Origin of the sequence: Pseudomonas sp. DWP2-2, from assembly GCF_049897065.1 — a bacterium.
GTDB lineage: Bacteria > Pseudomonadota > Gammaproteobacteria > Pseudomonadales > Pseudomonadaceae > Aquipseudomonas > Aquipseudomonas paracarnis.
Map to the genome: position 1 here is coordinate 33,285 of NZ_JAFCVN010000012.1, position 22,718 is coordinate 56,002.

General features: G+C 57.4%; 20 protein-coding genes. 7 read left to right on the plus strand and 13 right to left on the minus strand.

Translation table 11 applies throughout. The features are described 5' to 3' along the window. The first annotated feature begins 81 nt into the window (after window positions 1-81). Together ACP7CZ_RS21925 and ACP7CZ_RS21930 are read left to right on the plus strand one after the other, a co-directional pair. Entirely contained in the window at window positions 82-756 is a 675-nt protein-coding gene (locus ACP7CZ_RS21925) for a heavy metal response regulator transcription factor (protein WP_003253420.1), read from the plus strand. Between the two features lie 117 nt (window positions 757-873). Then, the gene (locus tag ACP7CZ_RS21930; RefSeq protein ID WP_169912139.1) at window positions 874-1,197 is read left to right on the plus strand and encodes a hypothetical protein; all 324 of its coding nucleotides are present in this window, start codon (window positions 874-876) and stop codon (window positions 1,195-1,197) included. A 91-nt stretch (window positions 1,198-1,288) separates the two neighbouring features. On the opposite strand, the gene ACP7CZ_RS21935 is transcribed toward ACP7CZ_RS21930, so the two are convergent. The 3 genes from ACP7CZ_RS21935 to ACP7CZ_RS21945 form a co-directional block, all read right to left on the minus strand. Beyond that, window positions 1,289-1,831, minus strand: a complete 543-nt coding sequence (locus tag ACP7CZ_RS21935; protein WP_169912140.1) for a hypothetical protein — start codon at window positions 1,829-1,831, stop codon at window positions 1,289-1,291. 187 nt (window positions 1,832-2,018) lie between these two features. Further along, window positions 2,019-3,416, minus strand: coding sequence for a hypothetical protein (locus ACP7CZ_RS21940; RefSeq protein ID WP_223625449.1), 1,398 nt, complete (start codon window positions 3,414-3,416; stop codon window positions 2,019-2,021). Window positions 3,417-3,497: 81 nt separating this feature from the next. Beyond that, window positions 3,498-3,899: a hypothetical protein gene (locus ACP7CZ_RS21945; RefSeq protein ID WP_169912142.1), complete on the minus strand. Its 402-nt coding sequence runs from the start codon at window positions 3,897-3,899 to the stop codon at window positions 3,498-3,500. Between the two features lie 314 nt (window positions 3,900-4,213). Here ACP7CZ_RS21945 and ACP7CZ_RS21950 point away from each other — a divergent pair, with 314 nt between their 5' ends. Both ACP7CZ_RS21950 and ACP7CZ_RS21955 read left to right on the plus strand, forming a co-directional pair. Continuing rightward, complete coding sequence (locus ACP7CZ_RS21950; protein WP_169912189.1) at window positions 4,214-5,257, plus strand: AAA family ATPase; 1,044 nt, start codon at window positions 4,214-4,216, stop codon at window positions 5,255-5,257. Beyond that, window positions 5,221-7,695 (plus strand): S8 family peptidase, encoded by a 2,475-nt coding sequence (locus ACP7CZ_RS21955; RefSeq protein WP_169912143.1) that lies wholly within the window; start codon window positions 5,221-5,223, stop codon window positions 7,693-7,695. The genes ACP7CZ_RS21950 and ACP7CZ_RS21955 overlap by 37 nt, the downstream gene beginning before the upstream one ends. A gap of 647 nt (window positions 7,696-8,342) precedes the next feature. Here ACP7CZ_RS21955 and ACP7CZ_RS21960 read toward each other — a convergent pair. Further along, the gene (locus tag ACP7CZ_RS21960) at window positions 8,343-9,065 is read right to left on the minus strand and encodes a response regulator transcription factor (RefSeq protein WP_057975200.1); all 723 of its coding nucleotides are present in this window, start codon (window positions 9,063-9,065) and stop codon (window positions 8,343-8,345) included. Window positions 9,066-9,480: 415 nt separating this feature from the next. Here ACP7CZ_RS21960 and ACP7CZ_RS21965 point away from each other — a divergent pair, with 415 nt between their 5' ends. After that, window positions 9,481-11,760 (plus strand): CHASE2 and HATPase_c domain-containing protein, encoded by a 2,280-nt coding sequence (locus ACP7CZ_RS21965; protein WP_294190928.1) that lies wholly within the window; start codon window positions 9,481-9,483, stop codon window positions 11,758-11,760. 181 nt (window positions 11,761-11,941) lie between these two features. Here the strand turns inward: ACP7CZ_RS21965 and ACP7CZ_RS21970 are convergent, their stop codons facing one another. The 4 genes from ACP7CZ_RS21970 to glyQ all read right to left on the minus strand — a co-directional run bounded on the left by ACP7CZ_RS21970 (window position 11,942) and on the right by glyQ (window position 16,338). Next, window positions 11,942-12,712, minus strand: coding sequence for a lysophospholipid acyltransferase family protein (locus tag ACP7CZ_RS21970; RefSeq protein ID WP_003187258.1), 771 nt, complete (start codon window positions 12,710-12,712; stop codon window positions 11,942-11,944). 82 nt (window positions 12,713-12,794) lie between these two features. Next, a complete protein-coding gene (gene gmhB / locus ACP7CZ_RS21975) occupies window positions 12,795-13,334 on the minus strand; it encodes a D-glycero-beta-D-manno-heptose 1,7-bisphosphate 7-phosphatase (protein WP_172415477.1) in 540 nt (179 codons plus the stop codon). Beyond that, window positions 13,334-15,388, minus strand: a complete 2,055-nt coding sequence (gene glyS / locus ACP7CZ_RS21980; RefSeq protein WP_294190931.1) for a glycine--tRNA ligase subunit beta — start codon at window positions 15,386-15,388, stop codon at window positions 13,334-13,336. Before glyS ends, gmhB begins: the two co-directional genes overlap by 1 nt. Then, complete coding sequence (glyQ, locus tag ACP7CZ_RS21985) at window positions 15,385-16,338, minus strand: glycine--tRNA ligase subunit alpha (RefSeq protein WP_003187265.1); 954 nt, start codon at window positions 16,336-16,338, stop codon at window positions 15,385-15,387. Before glyQ ends, glyS begins: the two co-directional genes overlap by 4 nt. A gap of 81 nt (window positions 16,339-16,419) precedes the next feature. Between glyQ and ACP7CZ_RS21990 the strand changes: the two genes are divergently transcribed. Then, entirely contained in the window at window positions 16,420-16,977 is a 558-nt protein-coding gene (locus ACP7CZ_RS21990) for a DNA-3-methyladenine glycosylase I (RefSeq protein WP_003187266.1), read from the plus strand. Between the two features lie 40 nt (window positions 16,978-17,017). After that, on the plus strand, window positions 17,018-17,905 hold the full coding sequence (locus ACP7CZ_RS21995) for a lysophospholipid acyltransferase (protein ID WP_014716285.1): 888 nt from the start codon (window positions 17,018-17,020) through the stop codon (window positions 17,903-17,905). A 131-nt stretch (window positions 17,906-18,036) separates the two neighbouring features. Here the strand turns inward: ACP7CZ_RS21995 and ACP7CZ_RS22000 are convergent, their stop codons facing one another. The 5 genes from ACP7CZ_RS22000 to def form a co-directional block, all read right to left on the minus strand. Then, window positions 18,037-18,348, minus strand: coding sequence for a tetratricopeptide repeat protein (locus ACP7CZ_RS22000; RefSeq protein ID WP_044270209.1), 312 nt, complete (start codon window positions 18,346-18,348; stop codon window positions 18,037-18,039). Window positions 18,349-18,483: 135 nt separating this feature from the next. Then, window positions 18,484-19,857, minus strand: a complete 1,374-nt coding sequence (gene trkA / locus ACP7CZ_RS22005) for a Trk system potassium transporter TrkA (protein ID WP_014716287.1) — start codon at window positions 19,855-19,857, stop codon at window positions 18,484-18,486. Between the two features lie 22 nt (window positions 19,858-19,879). Further along, the gene (gene rsmB / locus ACP7CZ_RS22010) at window positions 19,880-21,190 is read right to left on the minus strand and encodes a 16S rRNA (cytosine(967)-C(5))-methyltransferase RsmB (protein ID WP_198790687.1); all 1,311 of its coding nucleotides are present in this window, start codon (window positions 21,188-21,190) and stop codon (window positions 19,880-19,882) included. Beyond that, window positions 21,187-22,140, minus strand: coding sequence for a methionyl-tRNA formyltransferase (gene fmt, locus ACP7CZ_RS22015; protein ID WP_072445688.1), 954 nt, complete (start codon window positions 22,138-22,140; stop codon window positions 21,187-21,189). The genes rsmB and fmt overlap by 4 nt, the downstream gene beginning before the upstream one ends. 69 nt (window positions 22,141-22,209) lie before the next feature. Then, on the minus strand, window positions 22,210-22,716 hold the full coding sequence (def, locus tag ACP7CZ_RS22020; RefSeq protein WP_020301426.1) for a peptide deformylase: 507 nt from the start codon (window positions 22,714-22,716) through the stop codon (window positions 22,210-22,212). Window positions 22,717-22,718: the final 2 nt, after the last annotated feature.

A 22,718-nucleotide genomic window follows, 5' to 3' on the forward strand; every position in this document is an offset into this window, starting at 1 on the left:
CTCATTTTGATTTACCATCCCTTTCAATAATGCCGGCGCGCGTGCGCGGTTAATTGCTCAGTGATATCGAGACAAAATCCCATGCGAATTCTGGTAATTGAGGATGAAGTAAAAACTGCGGAGTATGTGCGTCAAGGTCTGACGGAATGTGGCTATGTCGTAGATTGCGTCCACACCGGGTCAGATGGATTATTCTTGGCTAAGCAGCACGAATATGAGCTGATTATCCTGGATATAAATCTGCCAGAGATGGATGGTTGGCAGGTTCTTGAGTTGTTGCGCCGTAAAAATTGCCCTTCCCGCATCATGATGCTGACGGCGAGAAGCCGGCTGGCGGATAAGGTCCGGGGGCTGGAGAACGGCGCAGATGACTACCTGATCAAGCCATTTGAGTTCCCTGAGCTGTTGGCCCGGGTTCGCGCCTTGATGCGCAGGTCGGATCACCCGGCATCCGTAGAGGTCATTCGCGTCGCAGACCTAGAGCTTGATCAGAGCCGGCACAGGGCGTTCAGGGACGGTCAGCGTATTGACCTGACCACGAAAGAATTCGCGCTACTGCATTACCTGATGCGTAATACCGGTGTGGTGCTGAGCCGCACACAAATTATCTCGCAGGTTTGGGATATGAATTTTGACTGCGATACAAACGTTGTAGAGGTGTCGATTCGAAGACTCAGAGCCAAGATAGATGACCCTTTCGAGACCAAATTGATACATACGCTTCGGGGTGTAGGGTATGTGCTTGAAAAGCGATAATTGCCAAGCTCTCAAGTATCGAAAATCGGCTATATAGTCCCGTCGCTTGCGAGCTTGAGATTTCTGTTTACGGTCCGCAGCGCTGATTCCTCACCCAACAAATGAGGTAGGCTGTACATGAGGTATAGCATTGATTATCAGCAGGTTTCGCAAGGGCAATCGCATGCCAGGATTGATGCCTGTCCAGCTGACATTATCTTCAACAGCGACCATGGCTTAGCACTTATTCCGTGCGTCGGCGATGTTATCAACCTCCCCTCTACGGCGGTCAAAAAAGGGGTTTGCGGCATCGTTAGATCTAGGATTTTCAATTATCTACGAGGCCCTGAAGAGCTGTACTGCCACGTCAATATTCTCGTTGAAGAGGCAGACATCAACTTCGGAAATCTCATCTCGGAATACATGCGCAATCAGGCACGTGCACGCTCGCCATCTTCATAAAGTCGAAGGCGAGCCTGGCCATTAATGGCTACGTATGCATGAGTGAGGATTCAGCAGATCGAGCCTCTACTGAGCGCCAGAGGCGGAATAGTCACAGCTTAGTGGTTGAACGGGGTGCTGCTGGTGTACGCAGAGCCGGACTCATGGTTTTTTGAATGGCGCATTGCAGTATAAAGAAGTACATAAGCCCTGAGACAAATACGATAGCAGACAGAGAAACCATTTCTGAATCTAAGACCCCAGAAATCATATACTGCTTAATCGTAATAGATCCCAGGATGATTCCGGTGCAGTACATGACGCCCGTGAACTGATTCCCCATAAAACTCAGTATGCCGCTGAAGGCATTGTTTGCACTGAGTAGCACTGCCTTTAAAATGGTCCACCCGAGAAGTGGTAAAAATGCCTTAATCATGAAGGCAAATAGCATCGACGATGCAAATAGCTTTATCGGCGTTTCTGCCCAGGGCTTGATGGTACCGTCTATTTCAACGCCGGTATACAAGATGACATTCAGAACAATTGCCATGACGGTGCATATGCCGAGGCGTATCATTTCCCGCTTAAGTGGGGCCATCATTATCACTGCGTGAATCTTGCGTCCGATGAATCGGTTTAGTCCTTGGGTCGACATTTCTCTTCCTATGCTCTCGGGATGACGCTGTTTTAACGTTGTAAGAAGGTCATGCTTTTACCCGATGAGAGGTGACGCTTCAACGGTTCTGAATTGCGCAGGGGGTCTCATGTCTTTCCCTGGTCGGGTATCTTGCTGAAAAATCCTCATCTATCTGCGGGGCAAAGATGCGATCACCCCGCCGCCGTCAGAGCTCTGGAAGACTGGTTGCTGTCAGCAACTCATCGAGTGACGGAACCTTAGCGTTTGCACTGAGGACGAGTGTCCTGGATCGGAGTATGGATACATCAAATAAAGATTCGCACTCGACTCTTCCGTTTACTTCTCTCCAGTGGGTGACTTCTGGTATCAGCTCATTAGGCACCGGGTGTAGTGCCTTAGGGTTATGGAAGACCTCCACTTCAGCAGACCACGGCTCGTAGCCATATTGCGGCCAGAGCTGACCGTAGTCGCTGGACGCTACATCCAACAGAAATGGGATGCCTCGTGATGCTCCTGGAGAACGGTCGAAAAACTCACCAAACCGCAAGTATCGGTACCCGTCTAGATGAGCTCCGCCTGAGATCGGCACTCGGCTGAGCTTTGGCACTGTGCAGGCATTGGTGAAAATGACCGCTGAAAGATGGGCATTTTCCCTTAGCGTAAATAGGCCGTTGGGGCGCCCTGATAGCAGAGATGTCTCTTCCTCCACAGTTATCAGGTGCGTTCCACGATGCGCAGACGAGTGAACTGCAAAGCCATAGAGATAGCTGATGAGCGACTCCCTGCTCCACAGCATTGAACTGGGCGCATGGAAATCGGCTAAGGCCAGAATGAGCGGTTTACCCTCCACGTGCGGTAGGGATTCGTAACGCTTGTCCAATTTGTTTTGAATGGTCCTCGCAAACCTTTCTGCAGCCGCTCCTAAGAAGCGCTCATGTCGGTCAGCGGGTGGGGGGACCGGCGAGGCGCCAAAATGCTCATACCGCTCTTCCGGGTTGGCTGTCACTGCTTCAACCCAGGCCTCCTCTCCCAGCCTATTCTGGATGTGAAAATCGGGTGATTCTTTAGGCTGGGTGACCAAGAGTCCCTGTTCACGAAAAATCGCTAATAGGTGGGCTTCCCAAAGGCGGGTGTGAAAATTCTCAGTCTGGCAATCGGGAACCCAATTTCTGTCTGGGGATGGCAGTGCGAGATACAGTTGATTCAGCGCCCACGCCCCAATACGGCGGCTTGGATCAAATAGTGATTTGAACACCACGCTTGGTGTGCGCTTACCCATTCTGCTTAGAGGAGCACGTCGTCGTTCACCTGAAGGGAGTGGAAGCGGATGGGCTTGGGTATTGAGAAAATGGCTGATTGAGGCGCGGGCTTCGGACTCGCCAGTGGTGCACTCACTATGGCTGAGGATCACCCACACGCTATCGACACGACGCCGCAAGGTGACAATTCCGAAGCTGCCGGAATGGATATTTCGGGTTAGAGCGGCACAAGAAATTCCGTCCTCACTAAGCCATGCCCCTACTGGCGGGCTGTCCCCAAACCCCAACCCTCGTGGAAGCGACAAAGCGATTAGATCGAACATCGGCGCAGCAATTTCTTTCATTCGCTGATCTCGGCAGCCGTCAAAATGCATTCCATCAATGCCTCGGAGCGTGCCCGCCGGCGATGACATCGGTGGAGGTACCTATTGAAGGAGGGGGCTTTGCTCCACCAGGACGTCTCGGTTGGTGAAGATGGTCTCAATGGTTGCAGCCTCGGCAGCCACATGAGTCTTTCGCGTGATCTCTTCAAGGGCCAGTTCGAGCCGGTAGTCTTGGAAATACTCGTACAGCTTTTCAGAGCTCTCGGATATCTCCTCCCCACCATTCTTTGCGAACAAGATGTGGATGATCGCTGCGAGTGGGAGGGAGATGTCGAGATCCTTCTCTTCTGCATCTGACTCCGAGTTCAAACCGTCGAAATACCTCTCCAGATGATTCTGGAGCTCCTCAAGCCAGAACTGAGATAGGTTGCTAGGTAGGGAGCTTTCAGGCCCGGCCAGAAGGACTTCATCTCTGAATCGAGCCAGCAGATTGGGGTTTGCCATGGAGGACCTCACGATTAGATTTGAGAGCAACTGGTCAGCATAGTCCACCTCAAAATGACCACCTCCTTGACGCCCATCCTGGTGTTCCTGAGTCTCAGACGAGGTCTCAATGGGGGCGATCCCTCAAACTCAAATCAGGACACCGCTCATAGGAATAGAGTCGTCTCCCTTGACTCTAACTGCTACCATGGTGGCATAACGTAATCCTGCTTTGGCGAGCAGGATGCGAGTCATTGATTCCCTCCTATCCTGAGCACCGCGTCGTCGCCATAGCCACGGATTGGGCATTTTTTTGCAGAGATCAGGTAACAGAAATGGCCAGCGCCGAACAGCTCAAAGCGCTCGTGAAATCTCACATCGAACGGGATGATAGTCAGTTCTATTCCGTAGCGATGCAGGTTGCCGCGCGCGAAGCTAAATCGGGCCATGGCAAGCTCGCGACCGATCTGCGCGACATGATCGATGCTGCTAAAAGCAGCGTGAGTCTTGAAGGTCGACGCAATAGCCCCACACCCCTTGCCAAGCCTCGCGGCGAAATGGCGGGCTTGCTGAGCGTTACCTATCCAAAAGATCGTTTCGTTGAAATGGTTCTCGACGAAGCAGCATCAGCTCAGTTGCAACGAGTGCTGAAAGAGCAACGAATGTTTTCTCGTCTACGAGAGCATGGGCTTTCTCCTCGCAGGAAGGTGCTATTGGTGGGCCCCCCAGGAACGGGTAAATCCATGACTGCATCCGCTCTTGCTGGTGAGCTCGGGGTGCCGCTCTTTCTTGTCCGTTTGGACACGCTTATTACCAAGTTTATGGGTGAAACTGCGGCGAAGCTGAGGCAGGTTTTTGATGCCATAGCTGAAGTCCGTGGTGTCTATTTTTTTGATGAGTTCGACGCAATTGGTTCCCAGCGTGGAATGCCAAACGATGTTGGCGAGATACGCCGGGTACTCAATAGCTTTTTGATGATGATCGAAGAAGACCAATCAAATAGCTTAATCATTGCTGCGACTAATCACCCCGAGATCCTTGACTACGCCTTATTTCGTCGTTTCGATGACGTCATCGAGTATCACTTACCGACTGCTGAACAAGCATCGAGTCTTATTCGTTCACGGCTTGGACATTTCGCGCCTAAGCCCTTTTCATCCAAGGCCATTGGGGAAAAGGCTGCTGGTTTGAGCTATGCCGAAATCCGGCGGGCGGTGGATGACGCTATCAAAGATGCCGTTATGCACGATGAAGAACGCGTCAAAGGACAGACGCTGGGCAAGGCATTGATGGACCGCCAACTGCTCAGCCAGAAATTGGCAAAACAACGTAGCAGCGAGCCATGCCGGACAAAAGAAACGCAAAGCGTGAACACTTAATACTGCCAAAAAATTCTAAGCCGAGAGATTTCACGGCACATGCCTCTAAGGGTGGCGTAAAACCGCAGATCCCAGATTTGCCAAGGCAGCAGCATGGTGCGTCACTTCAGCATCAACTGCACGCATTGAAGCCAATGGCCGAAGCAGCTAAGAACTTTCAACAGGGGATAGATGTTGAAAGCGGCTTGGGCTTGCAAATCCAGTTCGTCGGTCAGCCCGATGTGGAAATGGCTTTCCAAAGCCTTGGTGATGAGCGCAAGAAAATCGAACTCCTCAGCGTACGCCAAGAGGGAGACCAGACCATTGCCAACGTCTTCGTCCCCGATGGCAAGCTCGACCACTTTGAGAGGATCGTTACGGAGTACCTTCAGGAGAAGAAGGACAAGAACGGTAATCCCCGAGACCACCGTAACCTAGTCAACACGATCGAATCGATTCGCAACGCCGAGTTGGAAGCGTTATGGACAGACGATCCAGATTTGCTGCCGGACGACAAATCAAAAGAGTTTTGGTGGGAGGTGTGGCTTCCGGTACGAGGTGCGCGCCAGGCCGTTATTAACGATTTCACCAAGATCGTCGAAGGTAGTGGATGCGTAGTCAGCGAAGCACGAGCTGATTTTCCCGAACGAACTGTGGTGCTGATGAAAGGTTCCCAGCGCCAATTCTCGCAATCGGTGATGGGGCTCAACTGCGTCGCTGAGCTTCGTCGAGCCAAAGAAACCGCAGACAGTTTCGATGACTTGGCCAATGAAGAGCAAATCGAATGGCTGGATGAATTGGTTGCGAGAACTGATTTCCCAGCAGTCAATCGTCACGCTCCCAGGATTTGTTTGCTGGATTCTGGTGTCAATCGCGCCCACCCCTTGCTCAGTCCACTGATCGAGGAAGAGGATACTCACACCGTAAACCCTCAGTGGGGTAAGCACGATGAGGAGAACCACGGCACCGGTATGGCAGCCCTCGCAGCCTATGGCGATCTTACCGACTGCCTATCATCACTTGAACGTGTGAGCATTCATCATCGGCTTGAGTCGGTGAAGCTTCTTCCAAGCCATGGGGCGAACGAGGGGAACGCACTGCTTCATGCATCGCTTTTTGCTGAAGGGGTGGCGCGACCAGAAATTAGCCACGCGGATCGATCCAGGGTCTTTAATTCAGCAGTTAGCGCCGAGGACTATCGTGACCGCGGTCGCCCATCCTCCTGGTCTTCAAAGCTGGATAGCCTGGCTGCGGATGCCGATAACGAAGGTGAGTTCCCCAGGCTGTTTATCCAATCGGCCGGGAACATTCGCGACATCAACGCTTGGATGCTTTATCCCGCGAGCTTGAGCACCAACCTGATCCATGATCCGGGGCAGGCTTGGAACGCTCTGACAGTGGGGGCCTGTACCCGTAAAATGGACACGAGACCCACTGCCTATGAACCAATAGCGCAAGAAGGTGGGCTCAGCCCCTTCACCACAACCTCTGCTACGTGGGAAAGTGCCTGGCCATTGAAACCGGACGTGGTTTTTGAGGGGGGCAATGCTGCCAAGGACCGATATGGCGCAGCGGGGATGGCGAGCCTTAATTTGCTCACCGCAAAGAATGAGTTCGAGGCAAGACGATTCTGTACCTTTAACGCTACGAGCGCAGCGTCGGCATTGTGCTCTCGTATGGCGGCCCAAATTCTGGTTCAGTATCCGGCCTTGCGTCCAGAGACAGTCCGCGCCCTGATTGTTCACTCAGCAGAATGGTCGGAAGCTATGCGCGAGGCTTATCTCCCTGCTCGCCCAGTGAAATCGGACTACGTAAACCTCATTCGACATGCCGGCTGGGGAGAACCAAGTCTTGAACGTGCTCTTTGGAGTGCGAGCAACACTCTCACCTTGGTGGTGGAAGACCAGCTCTACCCTTATAAGAAAGGTAAGGGGAAGATCGATACGAAGGAGATGAATCTCCACAACATCCCTTGGCCAAAGGACGAGCTTGAAGCTCTTCAAGGTGCAGAGGTGGAGATGAAGGTAACCCTTTCCTATTTTGTTGAGCCGAATCCCTCTGCTCGCGGCTCCGCGTCCAAGTATCACTACCCATCACACCGCCTACGATTCGATGTTAAGCGGCCTTTGGAAGGGCCTGATGATTTTGTGGGACGCGTAAATGCGGCTGCTGAGCAAGTGAATGAAGGGATGGCGCCCAAGGATCCCGACTGGCTCCTGGGGGGGCAATACAGGCACAAAGGGTCCATTCACCAAGACATTTGGAAAGGCACTGCTGCTGATCTCGCAAGCCGTGGCTTGCTGGCTGTGTTTCCTGGAATGGGCTGGTGGAGAACCCGACCCAATCTCAACCGGTACGCGCTCCCCGCTCGTTACAGTCTGATCATCTCTATCAAAACCCCGGAGACGGACATCGATCTGTATACCGCTGTCGAAAACAAGCTGGCTATCCTGGTTTAAATATCCTTCAAATGGGCTCAGGGTTCCGCCTCAGGAATAGTGATGATCAAAATTTCTGAGAGGGCGGTAGGCGATTCTGAGCATTTTGCGTTTTTCGGAGGGTTGATTCATAGACGAAGTGACCACAGCCATGCATCAGATGTTGATTGACACGCGTGCCGCCTAGGTTAGCCTTGCGGTTGAGGGCTGCAATTGCGCATTTGTCGGGTTTGGGTACCAGTATGAGCCCCCCGTAATTTTGGCAGCAGAGGAAGCTGGTTCCTCTGAAGTAGTGACGGCGGGCATTGCCCGTCGGATTCTGAACCCAAGGTCGCGAGACTTGGAGCTAAAGGATCGCTGCGACTACTCCTCATCCATTACCCCGTAAAGGCACACATCGGTAGCGCAGTGGAAACACTGACCCTCACTAGGCTATTCAGCTTTTGTGAGATGTGGGTAGGGTCTTCTCAGCTTTTTTGTGAAACGCGCCCCTTCACTTCACAAAAAAAATGGCCAAGCGTCCCATTTCACGAGGCCTGGCCTATCACCTATTTTGTGAACCTACAAGGCACATCAGCTAAAAACAAAAGGCCAACGCTTAGCGTTGGCCTTTTTTATTGGTCTGCAGACTCGAATTCTTAAATGCTCCACGTGGAACATCGGCGTACTCAATTTTGCGCGGCGGGTGTCACACTCTCCAACCGATACCCGTACCCATAGATCGTCAACAGCTGCCAACCGCGATCAGCTGTCAGCCCTAGCTTGTTACGCAGGCGGTAGATATGCGTGTCCAACGGCCGCGACGACACCATTTCTTCGTGGCTCCAGAATCGCTCATACAGGTACTCGCGAGACAACGGTCGGGCCAGGTTGGCAAATAGACAACTTGCCAAACGGTATTCTCGTTCTGTCAGGTTGATGGGTTTGCCCGCTCGGGTGACGGTCAGTTCGGCATCGTCGAACGTCAGATCGTTAAAGCTCTGCACTTCTTGGGTAGCCGACTTTTGCAAACCGTGGCGCCGCAGGACGGCGCTGACTCGGGCTTTGAGTTCGTTGGGCCGAAACGGCTTGCTGACATAATCATCCGCCCCGCTATTCAACGCCGTGACGATGTCACTCTCGGCATCGCGACTGGTGAGCATGATCACGGCAGGGGGCGATTCCATGTGCTCGCGAGTCCAGCGCAATAACGCGATCCCGGAGATGTCCGGCAGTTGCCAGTCAAGAATCAGCAGGTCAAAGGTTTCCCGGCGTAGCTGGCGCAGCAGGTCTTCACCACGTTCGAAAAAATGCAGCGACCAAGGCTGTTCAGCCGGGCCGGGAATCTGTCGCAGTGTCTGTTCCACCCGTCGCAACTCCGCGGGTTCGTCATCCAGTATTGCGACACGCATGGGTGGGGTCCTTCCTACAAAAAACGAGAGCTTGGATTTGGATAGGGGCACATGCTGTACAAATGCCGGCCTCTGAATCTGAATAATTATGGGCGGATTTTACGGTGCTCGTATCTCTCGATACGCTGAAAGCGCCGTAAACGCCACCCACTACGTCCTCAAAGAAAGATACCGGCTCCAGTCGGTCAGGAAAAGGGTCGGTGCCGATCGCCTCGCTGGTGCGTAATGCCTGCTTGAATGTGCGGTATCGTTCATTGCGCGGCCGCGGGAACTCCTCCAATGAGACCCAAATAAGCTTCACTGGTTTCAGAACACCGTATGCACTTCATCGCAACCCCATGGAGAGGGATCCTGGGCTTATGAAATCTTTACTCAATGACCATCGACTCCTTGGCACCCTTTTGGCGGTAGCCCTGTGAACCTATGGCGCAAAGCCGAGAAACGCCAACCTACCCAGGCGCAGCTTTTGTTTCATGGGCTGGTTCGTGAATGGCTGTTGATCGGTTTGGTGCTCCTGCCCTTCACCGCGTACTTATCCTTGAGTGCGGGGCTGGCACTCAACAATCCGCTCTATGACAGCCTGCGCCGCCTGACGCCGTTACCGGCAGATCCACGGATCGTTCTGGTGACCATTGATACGCCCAGCCTGGAAGCGTTAGGCCCGTGGCCCTGGCCGCGCAGCGTGCATGCCGAGCTGATTGAACGCCTGAACGCCGCACAGCCAGCGGACATTTTGTTTGACGTGATCTTCAGTGAGCCCGGCGACAATAATGACGACCAACAACTGGCCGATGCCGTCTGCAAAGCCGGCAATGTATTGCTGCCCATCGCCGGGGACAGCAGCGTCAGCCCCAGGGCCCAGGTAACGCCGTTGTCGCCACTGCTCAAGTGCGCCAAGGGCGTCGGGCACATCAACGTCGAAGCGGATAACGACGGAGTGGTGCGCAGCGTGTATCTACGTGAAGGCCCTCCGGGAAGCACACTTCCTCAGTTGGCGTGGCTGGCATTCGCCATGAGCGAGCACGCCGAGACGATGCCGGGCCTGCCGCAAGAGCCTACTGGAGGTCACTGGCACCAGGAACATGAAATCCGTGTGCCGTTCACTTCGGAACCAGACCATTTTCCCAGTGTGTCCTACGTCAGCGTATTGCGCGGCGAGGTACCTCCCGAGTCGCTGCGTGGTCGCCTGGTTCTGATCGGCGCCTCAGCCTATGGCATGGCCGATCGTTTCGTGACGCCCCTCTCTTCCACCGTAGGTACTACAGCGGGCGTTGAGATCCAGGCGGACGTACTGAATGGTTTATTGCAGGGCCGCAGCATCGTCGATTTGCCCGGCTGGCTGGCGGCGTTGCTGGCAACGTCCCTGGTGGCCCTGCTGTTGGGCCTTCTGCTTGTGCGCCCACGCTACGCCCTGTGGATGACCTTGGCAGGCATGGCCGTGGCTTTGCTGGGCTCATGGGCGTTATTGCGCCTGGGCCACTGGTGGAGCCCCGCAGCGTGTCTGATCGGTTTGTTGCTGAGTTACCTGATCTGGAATTGGCGACGTCTGAGCGTGATCCTCGCCTACTTTGGCTGGGAACTGGCACGCCTGGATAACGAGCCCAAGGTGCTTCCGGAACGTCGTCGCGCGCCCGCCAGTAAGGGCGATGTGCTGCAAGGGCGGATCTTTGCCCTTGAACAAGCCGTCAGCCGTACCCGCGATACGCGGCGCTTTATGGCTGATGGCTTGGAGTGCCTGCCGGTAGCGACCCTGATTACCGATCCCCAGGGCAGTATCCTGTTGGCCAACCGCGTGGCCCGTGAAGTATTCGGCAATGACCTGGTCGGCGAAAACCTCGTCGAACAGCTCGCCGATCTGGGTTATCCCCCGCTGCATAATGGTGTACGCCCTGCCCTCTCGGCGCTGGAGCTGGTCGAGTTTCGCGATATCCACCAACGCAGTTTGCGCATGGAACTGGCCCCTTTGCTGCCTGCCGAAGGGGATTTCGCCCTCGGCTGGTTGTTGAGCCTGACGGACCTGAGCAAGGAGCGTGAAGCCCAGCAGCATCGCGAGACCATGCTGCGTTTCCTTTCCCACGACCTGCGTGCGCCGCATTCAGCGATCCTCGCCCTGCTGGACGTGCACAACGGGGAGTCCCCGGTGTTTACTCAGATCGAACAGCAGGTACGGCGAGCCTTGAGTCTGACCGAATCCTTTGTGCAATTGGCCAAGGCTGAAGCGGACGGTTACCAGTTCCAGCCCACCCTGTTTGCCATGCTGGTGATGGACGCCTTTGATCAAGTGGCGGTGATTGCGCAGTTGAAGGGCATCCATTTGGTCCACGACCTGGATGAGGCGGATGAAGCCATGGTCTATGCCGACCAATCGCTGCTCACCCGGGCATTGTTCAATGTGCTGGAGAATGCGATCAAATACTCCCCATCCGGCACCACCGTCAGGTTAAGGCATGGCAGTGCGCAAGGCTGGTTGGAATGCGGGATAAGTGATCAGGGGCCGGGGATTGCGCCGAAGGATCTACCGGAGTTGTTCAACCAATACCGACGTTTCGATTCGGCCCAGGGCAGTGAAGGTCTTGGGTTGGGCCTGACCATGGTCAAGGCGGTAGTAGAACGGCATGGAGGGCGGATCGTGTGCGAAAGTGAGCTAGGCAGGGGCTCGACGTTTATCCTGCTGCTGCCGCTATTGGAGGACTGAAAAAGCGGCTTTTTTGCTGTGCATAAAAAACCGGTCACAAGGACCGGTTTTTTTATGAAGAAAAAACTTATGCACGTTTTTCTGAATTTTATGAGCTTCAGAAATATGTAATTAAATCAGCTTGTTATGAAGCAAAAAAGCCAATTCGCCAACAAAGCGTACACAGGTTATCCACAGATGCTCAAACGGCCGGCGTCTCCACCACCACCGGTTCCGGAGGCAGGGAGCCCATGGCCCGTTGCTGCGCCTCATTCCACGCCGCAGCGCGGTCGTTCAGGGCGGCGATGGCACGTGGTCCTTCGCCTTCTGCATACATCGGTTCGCCGATCACTACAGTGATAGTGCCTGGGCGTTTAGCCCAGCCAGTCTTGGGCCAGAACTTGCCAGCGTTATGCGCAATCGGCAGCACAGGCAGGTTGGCGTTGACCGCCAGGGCGGTACCACCGCGTGAGAACTTGCCCACTGTGCCGTAGGGGACCCGCGTGCCCTCAGGGAAGATCAGCACCCAGACGCCGTCCTTGAGCAACTCATCGCCCTTCTTGGCGACATGCTTGAGCGCAGCCTTGGGGTTGTCCCGGTCGATGGCGATCGGACGCAACATGGCCATGGCCCAGCCGAAGAATGGCACATACAGCAACTCGCGCTTGAGCACCTGGCTCAACGGCGAGAAATACGCAGAGAGGAAGAACGTCTCCCAAGTGCTTTGGTGGTTCGAGAGAATCACGCACGGCTGATCAGGAACGTTTTCAGCGCCCTTGACCTCGAAACGAATATTCAGGAACACCTTGCTCAGCCACAACGCGCAGCGGCACCAGTAGACGTTGATAAAGCGATAGCGCGCCTTGAAGGGCAGGAAGGGTGCAATAAAAAAGCTCAGGGTGCACCAGAGAAACGAACTGGTGCCCAGCAGCAGGTAAAAGAAAAAGGTTCTGATGGCCTGCAAGATCGACATGGCGGCATTTACCGTTGCGGGACACGGCCCGCCTGTTAAAAGCGCACTCCCGAACAGTCCTTGGTCAGGAAGTCGAGGGCGGCTAGTTGTTGATAAGTTCTGCGGCAACGGCCGCCAGATCGTCAAAAATCAAGGTGCCTACCGGCAGGTTTTTAGCCTGGGTCTTTTCGCCTTTTCCGGTTTTAACCAAAACTGGCTGAGAGTCGACGGCTTTGGCCGCCTCCAGGTCACCGAGGCTGTCCCCGACGAACCATATCCCAGCCAAGGGCACCTTGTAATGTTCTGCAATAATTTTCAACATGCCAGGCTTGGGCTTGCGGCAATCGCAGCCTTCGTCCGGCCCGTGGGGGCAGTAGACCACCAGCCCCACCTCACCGCCCTGCTCGGTCACTAACGTGCGCAACCGCGCGTGCATGGCGTCCAGGGTGGCGATGTCGTAGTAACCGCGGGCGATGCCGGACTGGTTGGTGGCGATGGCCACTGTCCAGCCGGCTTTGCTCAACTGCGCGATGGCCTCGATCGAACCGGGCAGCGGGATCCACTCCTCCACCGACTTGATGTAAGCGTCGGAGTCGTAGTTGATCACCCCGTCCCGATCGAGAATCAGCAGTTTCAACATGATCAGCCCAGTACGGAAATGTCGGCGATATTGATGAACAGGCCACGCAGACGCGCGAGCATCGCGTAGCGGTTTTTCCGTACGCCGGCATCGTCGGCATTGATCATCACCGCTTCGAAGAACGCGTCTACCGGTTCACGCAGAGACGCCAGGCGCGCCAACGCTTGCGCGTAGTCACGCTCGGCGATCAGCGGCTTCACGGCGTTCTCTGCCTTGGCGATGGCCGAGTTCAGCGAGAACTCCTTGGCGTCGGCAAACAGGCCAGGGTCGACTTCGGCACTGCCGCGGTTATCGGCCTTGCTCAGCAGGTTCGACACGCGCTTGTTCACGGCGGCCAGGGCATCGGCTTCCGGCAGCTTGCGGAACGCTTGCACGGCTTGTACACGCTGGTCGAAGTCCAGTGCCGAACCCGGTTGCAGGGCACGTACCGACAGGTAGACGGAAACGTCCACGCCTTCGTCTTCGTAACGCGCACGCAGGCGGTCGAACACGAACTCCAGCACTTGCTCGGCCAGGCCGGCTTGCTTGACCTTGGTGCCGAACTGGCCGACGGCGAATACCACGGCCTGGGTCAGGTCGAGGTCCAGCTTCTTGTCGATCAGGATACGCAGCACGCCCAATGCCGCACGGCGCAGGGCATACGGGTCTTTGCTGCCGGTGGGCAGCATGCCGATACCGAAGATACCCACCAGCGTATCGAGCTTGTCGGCAATCGCCACAGCCGCACCCGTCAGGGTGGTCGGCAGTTCTGCACCGGCACCGCGTGGCATGTACTGCTCGTTCAGGGCCAGGGCGACATCGTCCGGCTCGCCGTCGTTGAGGGCGTAGTAGTAACCGGCAACACCTTGCATCTCAGGGAACTCGCCGACCATTTCGGTGGCCAGATCGCACTTGGACAGCAAGCCGGCACGCGCAGCCCATGCGGCATCACCGCCAATACGTGGGGCAATGTAGGCCGCCAGCTTGGACACACGCACGGCCTTGTCGTAGACGCTGCCGAGTTTTTCCTGGAACACCACGTTTTGCAGGCGCAGGTTGAAGTCTTCCAGCTTCTGCTTCTTGTCTTGCTTGAAGAAGAACTCGGCGTCGGTCAGGCGCGGGCGCACGACTTTTTCGTTACCGGCGATGATCTGCTGCGGGTCTTTGCTTTCGATGTTGGCGACGGTGATAAAACGCGGCAACAACTTACCGTCCACATCCAGCAGGCAGAAGTATTTCTGGTTGTCCTGCATGGTGGTGATCAAGGCTTCTTGCGGCACATCGAGGAAACGCTCTTCGAACGAGCACACCAGCGGCACCGGCCATTCCACCAGGGCGGTCACTTCGTCCAGCAGGCTTGGCGGCACGATGGCGGTGCCTTCCTGCAGGCGGGCCAATTCTTCGGTGCGCTTGCTGATCAGCTCGCGACGCTCATTGGCGTCGGCCAGCACATAAGCAGCGCGCAGGTCGTTGAGGTAGTTGGCCGGCGAAGTGATACGCACGCTTTCTGGATGATGGAAGCGGTGACCACGGGACTCACGACCGGCCTTCTGGGCGAGGATGGTGCAATCGATGACCTGGTCACCGAGCAGCATCACCAGCCATTGGGTCGGACGCACGAACTCTTCCTTGCGCGCACCCCAGCGCATGCGCTTGGGGATAGGCAGGTCGTTCAGGGAATCTTCAACGATGGTCGGCAACAGGCTGGCGGTTGGCTTGCCGGTGATGACCTGGCTGAAACGCAGTTTCGGGCCGCTCTGGTCGATCTCGCTCAACTCCACGCCACACTTCTTGGCAAAGCCAAGAGCGGCCTGTGTCGGGTTGCCTTCGGCGTCGAAAGCCGCCTGGCGCGGTGGGCCGTCCAGGTTGATGCTGCGGTCCGGCTGCTGGGTTTCCAGCGCGGTCAACAGTACCGCCAGGCGGCGCGGCGCGGCATAGACCTTCTTGGCTTGAAACTTCAGGCCTGCGGTCTGCAGGCCTTTTTCGATACCGGCCAGGAATGCATCGGCCAGGGTATTGAGGGCCTTGGGTGGCAGCTCTTCGGTGCCCAGTTCAACCAGGAAATCTTGAGCACTCATTGTGCAGCCTCCAGCTTAGCCAACACTTCATCACGCAAATCCGGGGTTGCCATCGGGAAGCCCAGCTTGGCGCGAGCCAGCAGGTAGGCTTGGGCGACGGAACGCGCCAGGGTGCGCACACGCAGGATGTATTGCTGGCGCGCAGTAACCGAAATAGCACGGCGGGCATCCAGCAGGTTGAAGGTATGGGACGCCTTCAACACCATTTCATAGCTTGGCAACGGCAGCGGCTGGTCGAGTTCGATCAGGCGCTTGGCTTCGCTTTCATAGAAGTCGAACAGTTCGAACAGCTTGTCGACGTTGGCGTGTTCGAAGTTGTAGGTGGACTGCTCCACCTCGTTCTGATGGAACACATCGCCGTAGGTCACCTTGCCGAACGGGCCGTCAGCCCATACCAGGTCGTAGACCGAGTCCACGCCTTGCAGGTACATGGCCAGGCGCTCAAGGCCATAGGTGATCTCGCCAGTGACCGGGTAGCACTCGATGCCGCCGGCTTGCTGGAAATAGGTGAACTGCGTCACTTCCATGCCATTGAGCCAGACTTCCCAGCCCAGGCCCCACGCGCCCAGGGTTGGCGATTCCCAGTTGTCTTCGACGAAACGAATGTCGTGCACCAGTGGGTCCAGGCCCACATGCTTGAGCGAGCCCAGGTACAGCTCCTGGAAGTTGTCCGGGTTGGGCTTCAATACCACCTGGAACTGGTAGTAGTGCTGCAGACGGTTCGGGTTTTCGCCGTAGCGGCCGTCAGTCGGGCGGCGACTGGGCTGCACATAAGCGGCGTTCCAGGTTTCCGGGCCGATGGCCCGCAGGAATGTAGCGGTGTGGAAAGTGCCGGCGCCTACTTCCATATCGTAGGGCTGAAGTACCACACAACCTTGCTCGGCCCAGTATTGCTGGAGGGCGAGGATCAAGTCTTGGAAGGTACGCACGGCTGGCGTAGGCTGGCTCACGAAATTCACCTGTTACTTGGGCTGCGATTTAAAGAGCGGGAGTATACCCGATTCGGCCCCGCCACCACTCCCTGGAGCCTTATGCCACGCTGCTTTTGGTGTTCTGAAGATCCGCTGTACATGGCTTATCACGATCAAGAGTGGGGAACGCCGCTGCGCGATGCGCAGGGTTTGTTCGAGTTGCTTTTGCTCGAAGGGTTCCAGGCAGGCCTGTCCTGGATCACCGTTTTACGCAAACGCGAGCATTATCGAAAGGTGTTGTTCGGCTTTGACGCGCAGCGTCTGGCGCAATTGAGCGATGAAGAAATCGAGGTGCTGATGCAGGACCCGGGCATCGTGCGCAATCGCTTGAAGCTCAACGCTACCCGGCGCAACGCCGCGGCCTGGCTGGCGCTGGAAGACCCGGTGGGGTTGCTGTGGTCGTTTGTCGGCGGCAAACCCAAGGTCAATCACTTCAAGGATCGCAGCGACGTCCCGGCGATCACGCCCGAAGCCGAAGCCATGAGCAAAGCCTTGAAAAAGGCCGGCTTCACTTTCGTCGGGCCGACCATCTGCTACGCCTTCATGCAGGCCTCGGGCATGGTCATGGACCACACCCAGGACTGCGACCGTTACGCGGACTTGGTCAACGCCGGTTAGAATGCCGGCTTTGCGCACCACACACGATCAGGAGTGACCTGTGGAAAAGTTTAAAGGCGCCTTGCTGGTAGGCGCTCTTCGGTTGTTTGCCCTGCTGCCCTGGCGCGCTGTACAAGCCGTCGGCACAGGGATCGGCTGGATCATGTGGAAAACCCCCAACCGTTCCCGCGATACGGTGCGGATCAACCTCTCCAAATGCTTCCCAGACATGGACCCGGCAGAGCGCGAGCGCCTGGTGGGCCGCAGCCTGATGGACATCGGCAAGTCCCTCACCGAAAGCGCCTGCGCGTGGATCTGGCCGGCGCAGCGCTCCATCGACCTGGTCCGCGAAGTCGAGGGCCTGGAAGTGCTGCACGAGGCCCTGGCTTCTGGCAAAGGCGTGGTGGGCATCACCAGCCACCTGGGCAACTGGGAAGTGTTGAACCACTTCTACTGCAGCCAGTGCAAACCGATCATTTTCTATCGCCCGCCCAAGCTCAAGGCCGTGGACGAGTTGCTGCGCAAGCAGCGCGTGCAGTTGGGCAACCGCGTGGCGGCTTCCACCAAGGAAGGCATTCTCAGTGTGATCAAGGAAGTGCGCAAAGGCGGCCAAGTGGGTATTCCTGCCGACCCGGAGCCGGCTGAGTCCGCCGGGATCTTCGTACCGTTTTTTGCCACCCAGGCGCTCACCAGTAAATTCGTGCCGAACATGCTCGCGGGCCACAAGGCCGTTGGCGTATTCCTGCACGCCCTGCGCCTGCCGGACGGCTCGGGCTACAAGGTGATCCTGGAAGCGGCGCCGGAGGACATGTACAGCACCGACACCGCGACGTCCTGTGCGGCGATGAGCAAGGTAGTTGAGCGCTATGTAGGTGCTTACCCAAGCCAGTACATGTGGAGCATGAAGCGCTTCAAGAAACGCCCGCCGGGTGAGGCGCGGTGGTACTGACTCACCGCTGACCTCCAGCCCAATGGAGATCAAATGTGGGAGCTGGCTTGCCTGCGATAGCATCACCTCGGAGTGCCTGATATACCGAGGTGTCTGCATCGCAGGCAAGCCAGCTCCCACAGGTGATCACCTCAGGTTTGGCGATCAAGTTTCTTCAGGAACACCGTCATTTCTTTTTCGGCCTGTTTGTCGCCATGGGCCTGGGCGGCTTCGATGCCCTTCTCCCATGCCAGGTGTGCTGCCGCGCGATCTTCCAATCCCAGCCGCGCCTTGCCCAACAACTTCCACGCCGCCGAATACTTCGGATCGAACTCGACGCATCGCTGCAAATGCTCGGCCGCCTTTGCGTTGTCCTTCAGGTCCAGATAACCCTTGCCCAGGCCAAAGCGCAGCAATGAATTATCCACACCCTTGGCGAGCATTTTTTCCAGGGATTCGAGCATGGCTGTGCATCCTTTAGCTACATAGCGGTTTCGATATCGTCATCGCGGGCAAGCCCGCTCCCACACTTGGAGCGCGATCACATGTGGGAGCGGGCTTGCCCGCGATGGCGGCGGCAGGCTCACGCAATTTTCTAATCAGAAAAAGCTCAGCCCCACGTGGAACAGCTTCTCAACATCGCGAATATGTTTTTTATCCACAAGGAACAAAATCACGTGGTCTCCGGTGGCGATCACCGTATCGTCATGGGCAATGATCACTTCTTCATCGCGAATGATCGCGCCAATGGTGGTACCGGGCGGCAGGCCGATATCGCGGATCGCCTTGCCAATCACTTTGCTGGACTTCGAGTCACCGTGGGCAATCGCCTCGATGGCTTCCGCTGCGCCACGGCGCAACGAGTGCACGCTGACAATGTCGCCACGGCGCACGTGGGCGAGCAAGGTACCGATGGTCGCCAACTGCGGGCTGATGGCAATGTCGATATCGCCGCCCTGGATCAGGTCCACATAGGCCGGGTTGTTGATGATGGTCATCACCTTCTTCGCCCCCAGCCGCTTGGCCAGCAAGGACGACATGATATTGGCTTCGTCATCGTTGGTCAGGGCCAGGAAGATATCCGCGTCGGCGATGTTCTCTTCCATCAGGAGATCACGGTCCGAGGCGCTGCCTTGCAGTACGACAGTGCTGTCGAGGGTGTCGGACAAATGCCGACACCGCGTCGGGCTCATCTCGATAATCTTCACCTGATAGCGGCTTTCGATGGCTTCGGCCAAACGCTCGCCAATCTGCCCACCGCCGGCGATGACGATGCGTTTGTAGCTCTCGTCGAGCCTGCGCATTTCGCTCATGACCGCACGAATGTTCGCCTTGGCGGCGATGAAAAACACTTCGTCGTCAGCCTCGATCACCGTGTCGCCCTGGGGCAGGATCGGCCGGTCACGGCGGAAAATCGCGGCGACGCGGGTTTCCACGTTTGGCATGTGCTCACGCAGCTGGCGCAGTTGCTGGCCCACCAACGGCCCGCCGTAGTACGCCTTTACCGCCACCAGTTGCGCCTTGCCCTCGGCGAAATCGATCACCTGCAAAGCGCCAGGAATTTCGATCAGGCGCTTGATGTAGTGGGTCACCACCTGTTCCGGGCTGATCAGTACGTCCACCGGAATGGCGTCGTTGTCGAACAACCCGGCGCGGGTCAGGTAAGCCGCTTCCCGCACCCGAGCGATCTTGGTCGGGGTATGGAACAGGGTGTGGGCGACCTGGCAGGCGACCATGTTGGTCTCGTCGCTGTTGGTCACAGCCACCAGCATGTCGGCATCGTCGGCACCGGCCTGACGCAGCACCGTCGGAAACGACGCGCGACCTTGCACCGTACGAATGTCCAGGCGGTCGCCCAGGTTGCGCAGGCGCTCGGCATCGGTGTCGACCACGGTGATGTCGTTGGCTTCACCGGCCAAATGTTCGGCCAGCGTGCCACCAACCTGCCCTGCTCCAAGGATGATGATTTTCATCCGGTCACTCCCTTAAAACCATTCAGCCGCGCGCGGCAGCGATCTTGATCAGTTTGGCGTAGTAGAAGCCATCGTGCCCGCCTTCCTGCGCGAGCAGTTGGCGACCGTGGGGCTGCTTGATACCGGCGCTAGTGGCGAGGTCCAGTTCGCGCGCGCCGCTGGTGCGGGCGAGGAAAGCTTGGATGACCTCGGTATTTTCGGTGGGCAGCGTGGAGCAGGTGGCGTAAAGCAGGATGCCGCCGACTTCCAGGGTTGGCCACAGCGCGTCGAGCAGTTCGCCTTGCAACACCGCCAGGGCGGCGATGTCGTCGGGCTGGCGGGTCAGCTTGATGTCCGGATGACGTCGGATCACGCCGGTGGCGGAGCAAGGAGCGTCCAGCAGGATGCGCTGGAATGGCTTGCCGTCCCACCAGGTGGCGGTGTCGCGGCCGTCGGCGGCGATCAGGTCGGCGTTGAGGCCCAGGCGTGCAAGGTTTTCCCGCACGCGCACCAGGCGCTTGGCCTCAAGGTCCACAGCCACCACACCGGCCAGGTCTTTTTCAACCTCAAGGATGTGACACGTCTTACCGCCTGGCGCGCAGCAGGCGTCGAGTACGCGCTGGCCTGGGGCCAAATCGAGCAGATCGGCAGCCAATTGCGCGGCCTCGTCCTGCACGCTGATCCAGCCTTCGGCAAAGCCCGGCAGGCTGCGTACATCGGCGGCGACTTCCAGCACGATACCGTCCGTGCTGTACACGCACGGGGTGGCGTTGATGGCCGCGCCGGCTAGTAATTGCAGGTATGCATCCCGGCTGTGGTGGCGACGGTTGACCCGCAGGATCATCGGCGGGTGCGCGTTGTTGGCCGCGCAGATAGCCTCCCATTGCTCGGGCCAAAAGGCCTTCAGGGATTTTTGCAGCCAGCGCGGGTGGGCGGTGCGCACCACCGGATCATGTTCCAGCTCGGCCAACAGCGTTTCGCTTTCACGCTGGGCGCGGCGCAGCACGGCATTGAGCAGGGCCTTGGCCCAGGGCTTTTTCAGCTTGTCGGCGCAACCGACGGTTTCACCGATAGCGGCGTGGGCCGGCACGCGGGTGTAGAGCAACTGGTAGAGGCCCACCAGCAACAGCGCCTCGACATCCGCGTCCGCCGCTTTGAACGGTTTTTGCAGCAGCTTGGCGGCCAACGCAGACAACCGTGGCTGCCAACGGGCGGTGCCAAAGGCCAGGTCCTGGGTAAACCCGCGGTCGCGGTCTTCAACCTTATCCAACTGCGTCGGCAGGGAGCTGTTCAGCGAAGCCTTGCCATTGAGCACGGCGGCGAGAGCCTTGGCGGCGGCCAGACGTGGGTTCATTGATTGACCACTCCAAGCGTGGTGCCCAGGGCGAATTTCTCACGACGACTGTTGAACAGATCGCTGAAGTTCAGCGCCTTGCCGCCGGGCAATTGCAGACGCGTCAGGCACAGCGCCTGTTCACCGCAAGCCACCAACAGGCCGTCTTTGCTGGCGCCGATGATCTCACCGGGAGCGCCTACGCCATCGGCCAGGGTCGCGGCCAACACTTTCAAGGCTTCGCCGTTCAGGGTGCTGTGGCAGATCGGCCATGGGTTGAAGGCACGTACCAGGCGCTCCAGTTCCACGGCAGGGCGGCTCCAGTCGATGCGCGCTTCGTCCTTGTTCAGCTTGTGGGCGTAGGTGGCCAGGCTGTCGTCTTGGATTTCACCTTGCAGGGTGCCGGCAGCCAGGCCAGCGATGGCCTGGATCACGGCGGGCGGCCCCAGCTCAGCCAGGCGGTCGTGCAGGCTGCCGCCGGTGTCTTGGGCGGAGATCGGGGTGGTGACTTTGAGCAGCATCGGCCCGGTATCCAGGCCGGCTTCCATGCGCATCACGGTCACGCCGCTCTCCTGATCGCCCGCTTCAACGGCGCGCTGAATCGGCGCCGCACCGCGCCAGCGTGGCAGCAGTGAAGCATGACTGTTGATGCAACCCAGGCGCGGTATATCCAGCACAGCCTGAGGCAGGATCAAACCGTAAGCCACCACCACCAGCAGGTCGGGCTTCAGCGCGGCCAGTTCGGCCTGGGCGTCGGCGTTGCGCAGGGTCGGCGGCTGCAGCACAGGAATGTTGTGCTCCAGCGCCAACTGCTTGACCGGACTCGGCATCAGTTTTTGCCCGCGACCGGCCGGGCGATCCGGCTGGGTGTACACCGCGACGATGTCATAAGGGCTGGCAAGCAGCGCCTTGAGGTGTTCGGCGGCAAATTCAGGAGTGCCGGCAAAAACAATTCGCAATGGCTCGGTCATGGGAGTTCTCGGTTAAAAGCGGTCACAAAAGAAAAAGGCTTGCCGCAGCAAGCCTTTGGAAGAAGGGCATCAAGCTTGCTGGCGATGCTTTTTTTCCAGCTTCTTCTTGATGCGGTCACGCTTGAGCGTGGACAGGTAATCGACAAACAGCTTGCCGTTGAGGTGGTCGCATTCATGCTGGATACACACCGCCAGCAGGCCTTCGGCAACCAGTTCGAAAGGCTTGCCGTCACGGTCCAGCGCCTTGATCTTCACGCGCAGCGGGCGTTCCACATTTTCGTAGAACTCCGGTACCGACAGGCAGCCTTCCTGGTATTCGCCCATCTCTTCGGTCAGCGGTTCGAACTCAGGGTTGATGTACACCCGAGGTTCGCTGCGATCTTCCGACAGGTCCATGACCACGACACGCAGATGCACGTTGACCTGGGTAGCGGCGAGGCCGATGCCCGGGGCTTCATACATTGTTTCAAACATGTCATCGACCAACTGACGAACCTTGTCGTCCACTACGGCCACCGGCTTGGCGATCGTGCGCAGGCGCGAGTCGGGAAATTCGAGGATGTTCAAAATAGCCATAA

Coding starts and splice junctions, on each gene's coding strand:
- glyS (WP_294190931.1), bottom strand. CDS start 15,388: ATGAGTGCTCAAGATTTCCTGGTTGAACTGGGCACCGAAGAGCTGCCA.
- ACP7CZ_RS21970 (WP_003187258.1), bottom strand. CDS start 12,712: ATGTCGATCTTGCAGGCCATCAGAACCTTTTTCTTTTACCTGCTGCTG.
- rsmB (WP_198790687.1), bottom strand. CDS start 21,190: ATGAACCCACGTCTGGCCGCCGCCAAGGCTCTCGCCGCCGTGCTCAAT.
- ACP7CZ_RS22000 (WP_044270209.1), bottom strand. CDS start 18,348: ATGCTCGAATCCCTGGAAAAAATGCTCGCCAAGGGTGTGGATAATTCA.
- ACP7CZ_RS21935 (WP_169912140.1), bottom strand. CDS start 1,831: ATGTCGACCCAAGGACTAAACCGATTCATCGGACGCAAGATTCACGCA.
- ACP7CZ_RS21930 (WP_169912139.1), top strand. CDS start 874: ATGAGGTATAGCATTGATTATCAGCAGGTTTCGCAAGGGCAATCGCAT.
- fmt (WP_072445688.1), bottom strand. CDS start 22,140: ATGACCGAGCCATTGCGAATTGTTTTTGCCGGCACTCCTGAATTTGCC.
- ACP7CZ_RS21955 (WP_169912143.1), top strand. CDS start 5,221: ATGCCGGACAAAAGAAACGCAAAGCGTGAACACTTAATACTGCCAAAA.
- ACP7CZ_RS21950 (WP_169912189.1), top strand. CDS start 4,214: ATGGCCAGCGCCGAACAGCTCAAAGCGCTCGTGAAATCTCACATCGAA.
- ACP7CZ_RS21960 (WP_057975200.1), bottom strand. CDS start 9,065: ATGCGTGTCGCAATACTGGATGACGAACCCGCGGAGTTGCGACGGGTG.
- ACP7CZ_RS21945 (WP_169912142.1), bottom strand. CDS start 3,899: ATGGCAAACCCCAATCTGCTGGCTCGATTCAGAGATGAAGTCCTTCTG.
- ACP7CZ_RS21990 (WP_003187266.1), top strand. CDS start 16,420: ATGCCACGCTGCTTTTGGTGTTCTGAAGATCCGCTGTACATGGCTTAT.
- ACP7CZ_RS21940 (WP_223625449.1), bottom strand. CDS start 3,416: ATGAAAGAAATTGCTGCGCCGATGTTCGATCTAATCGCTTTGTCGCTT.
- trkA (WP_014716287.1), bottom strand. CDS start 19,857: ATGAAAATCATCATCCTTGGAGCAGGGCAGGTTGGTGGCACGCTGGCC.
- def (WP_020301426.1), bottom strand. CDS start 22,716: ATGGCTATTTTGAACATCCTCGAATTTCCCGACTCGCGCCTGCGCACG.
- ACP7CZ_RS21925 (WP_003253420.1), top strand. CDS start 82: ATGCGAATTCTGGTAATTGAGGATGAAGTAAAAACTGCGGAGTATGTG.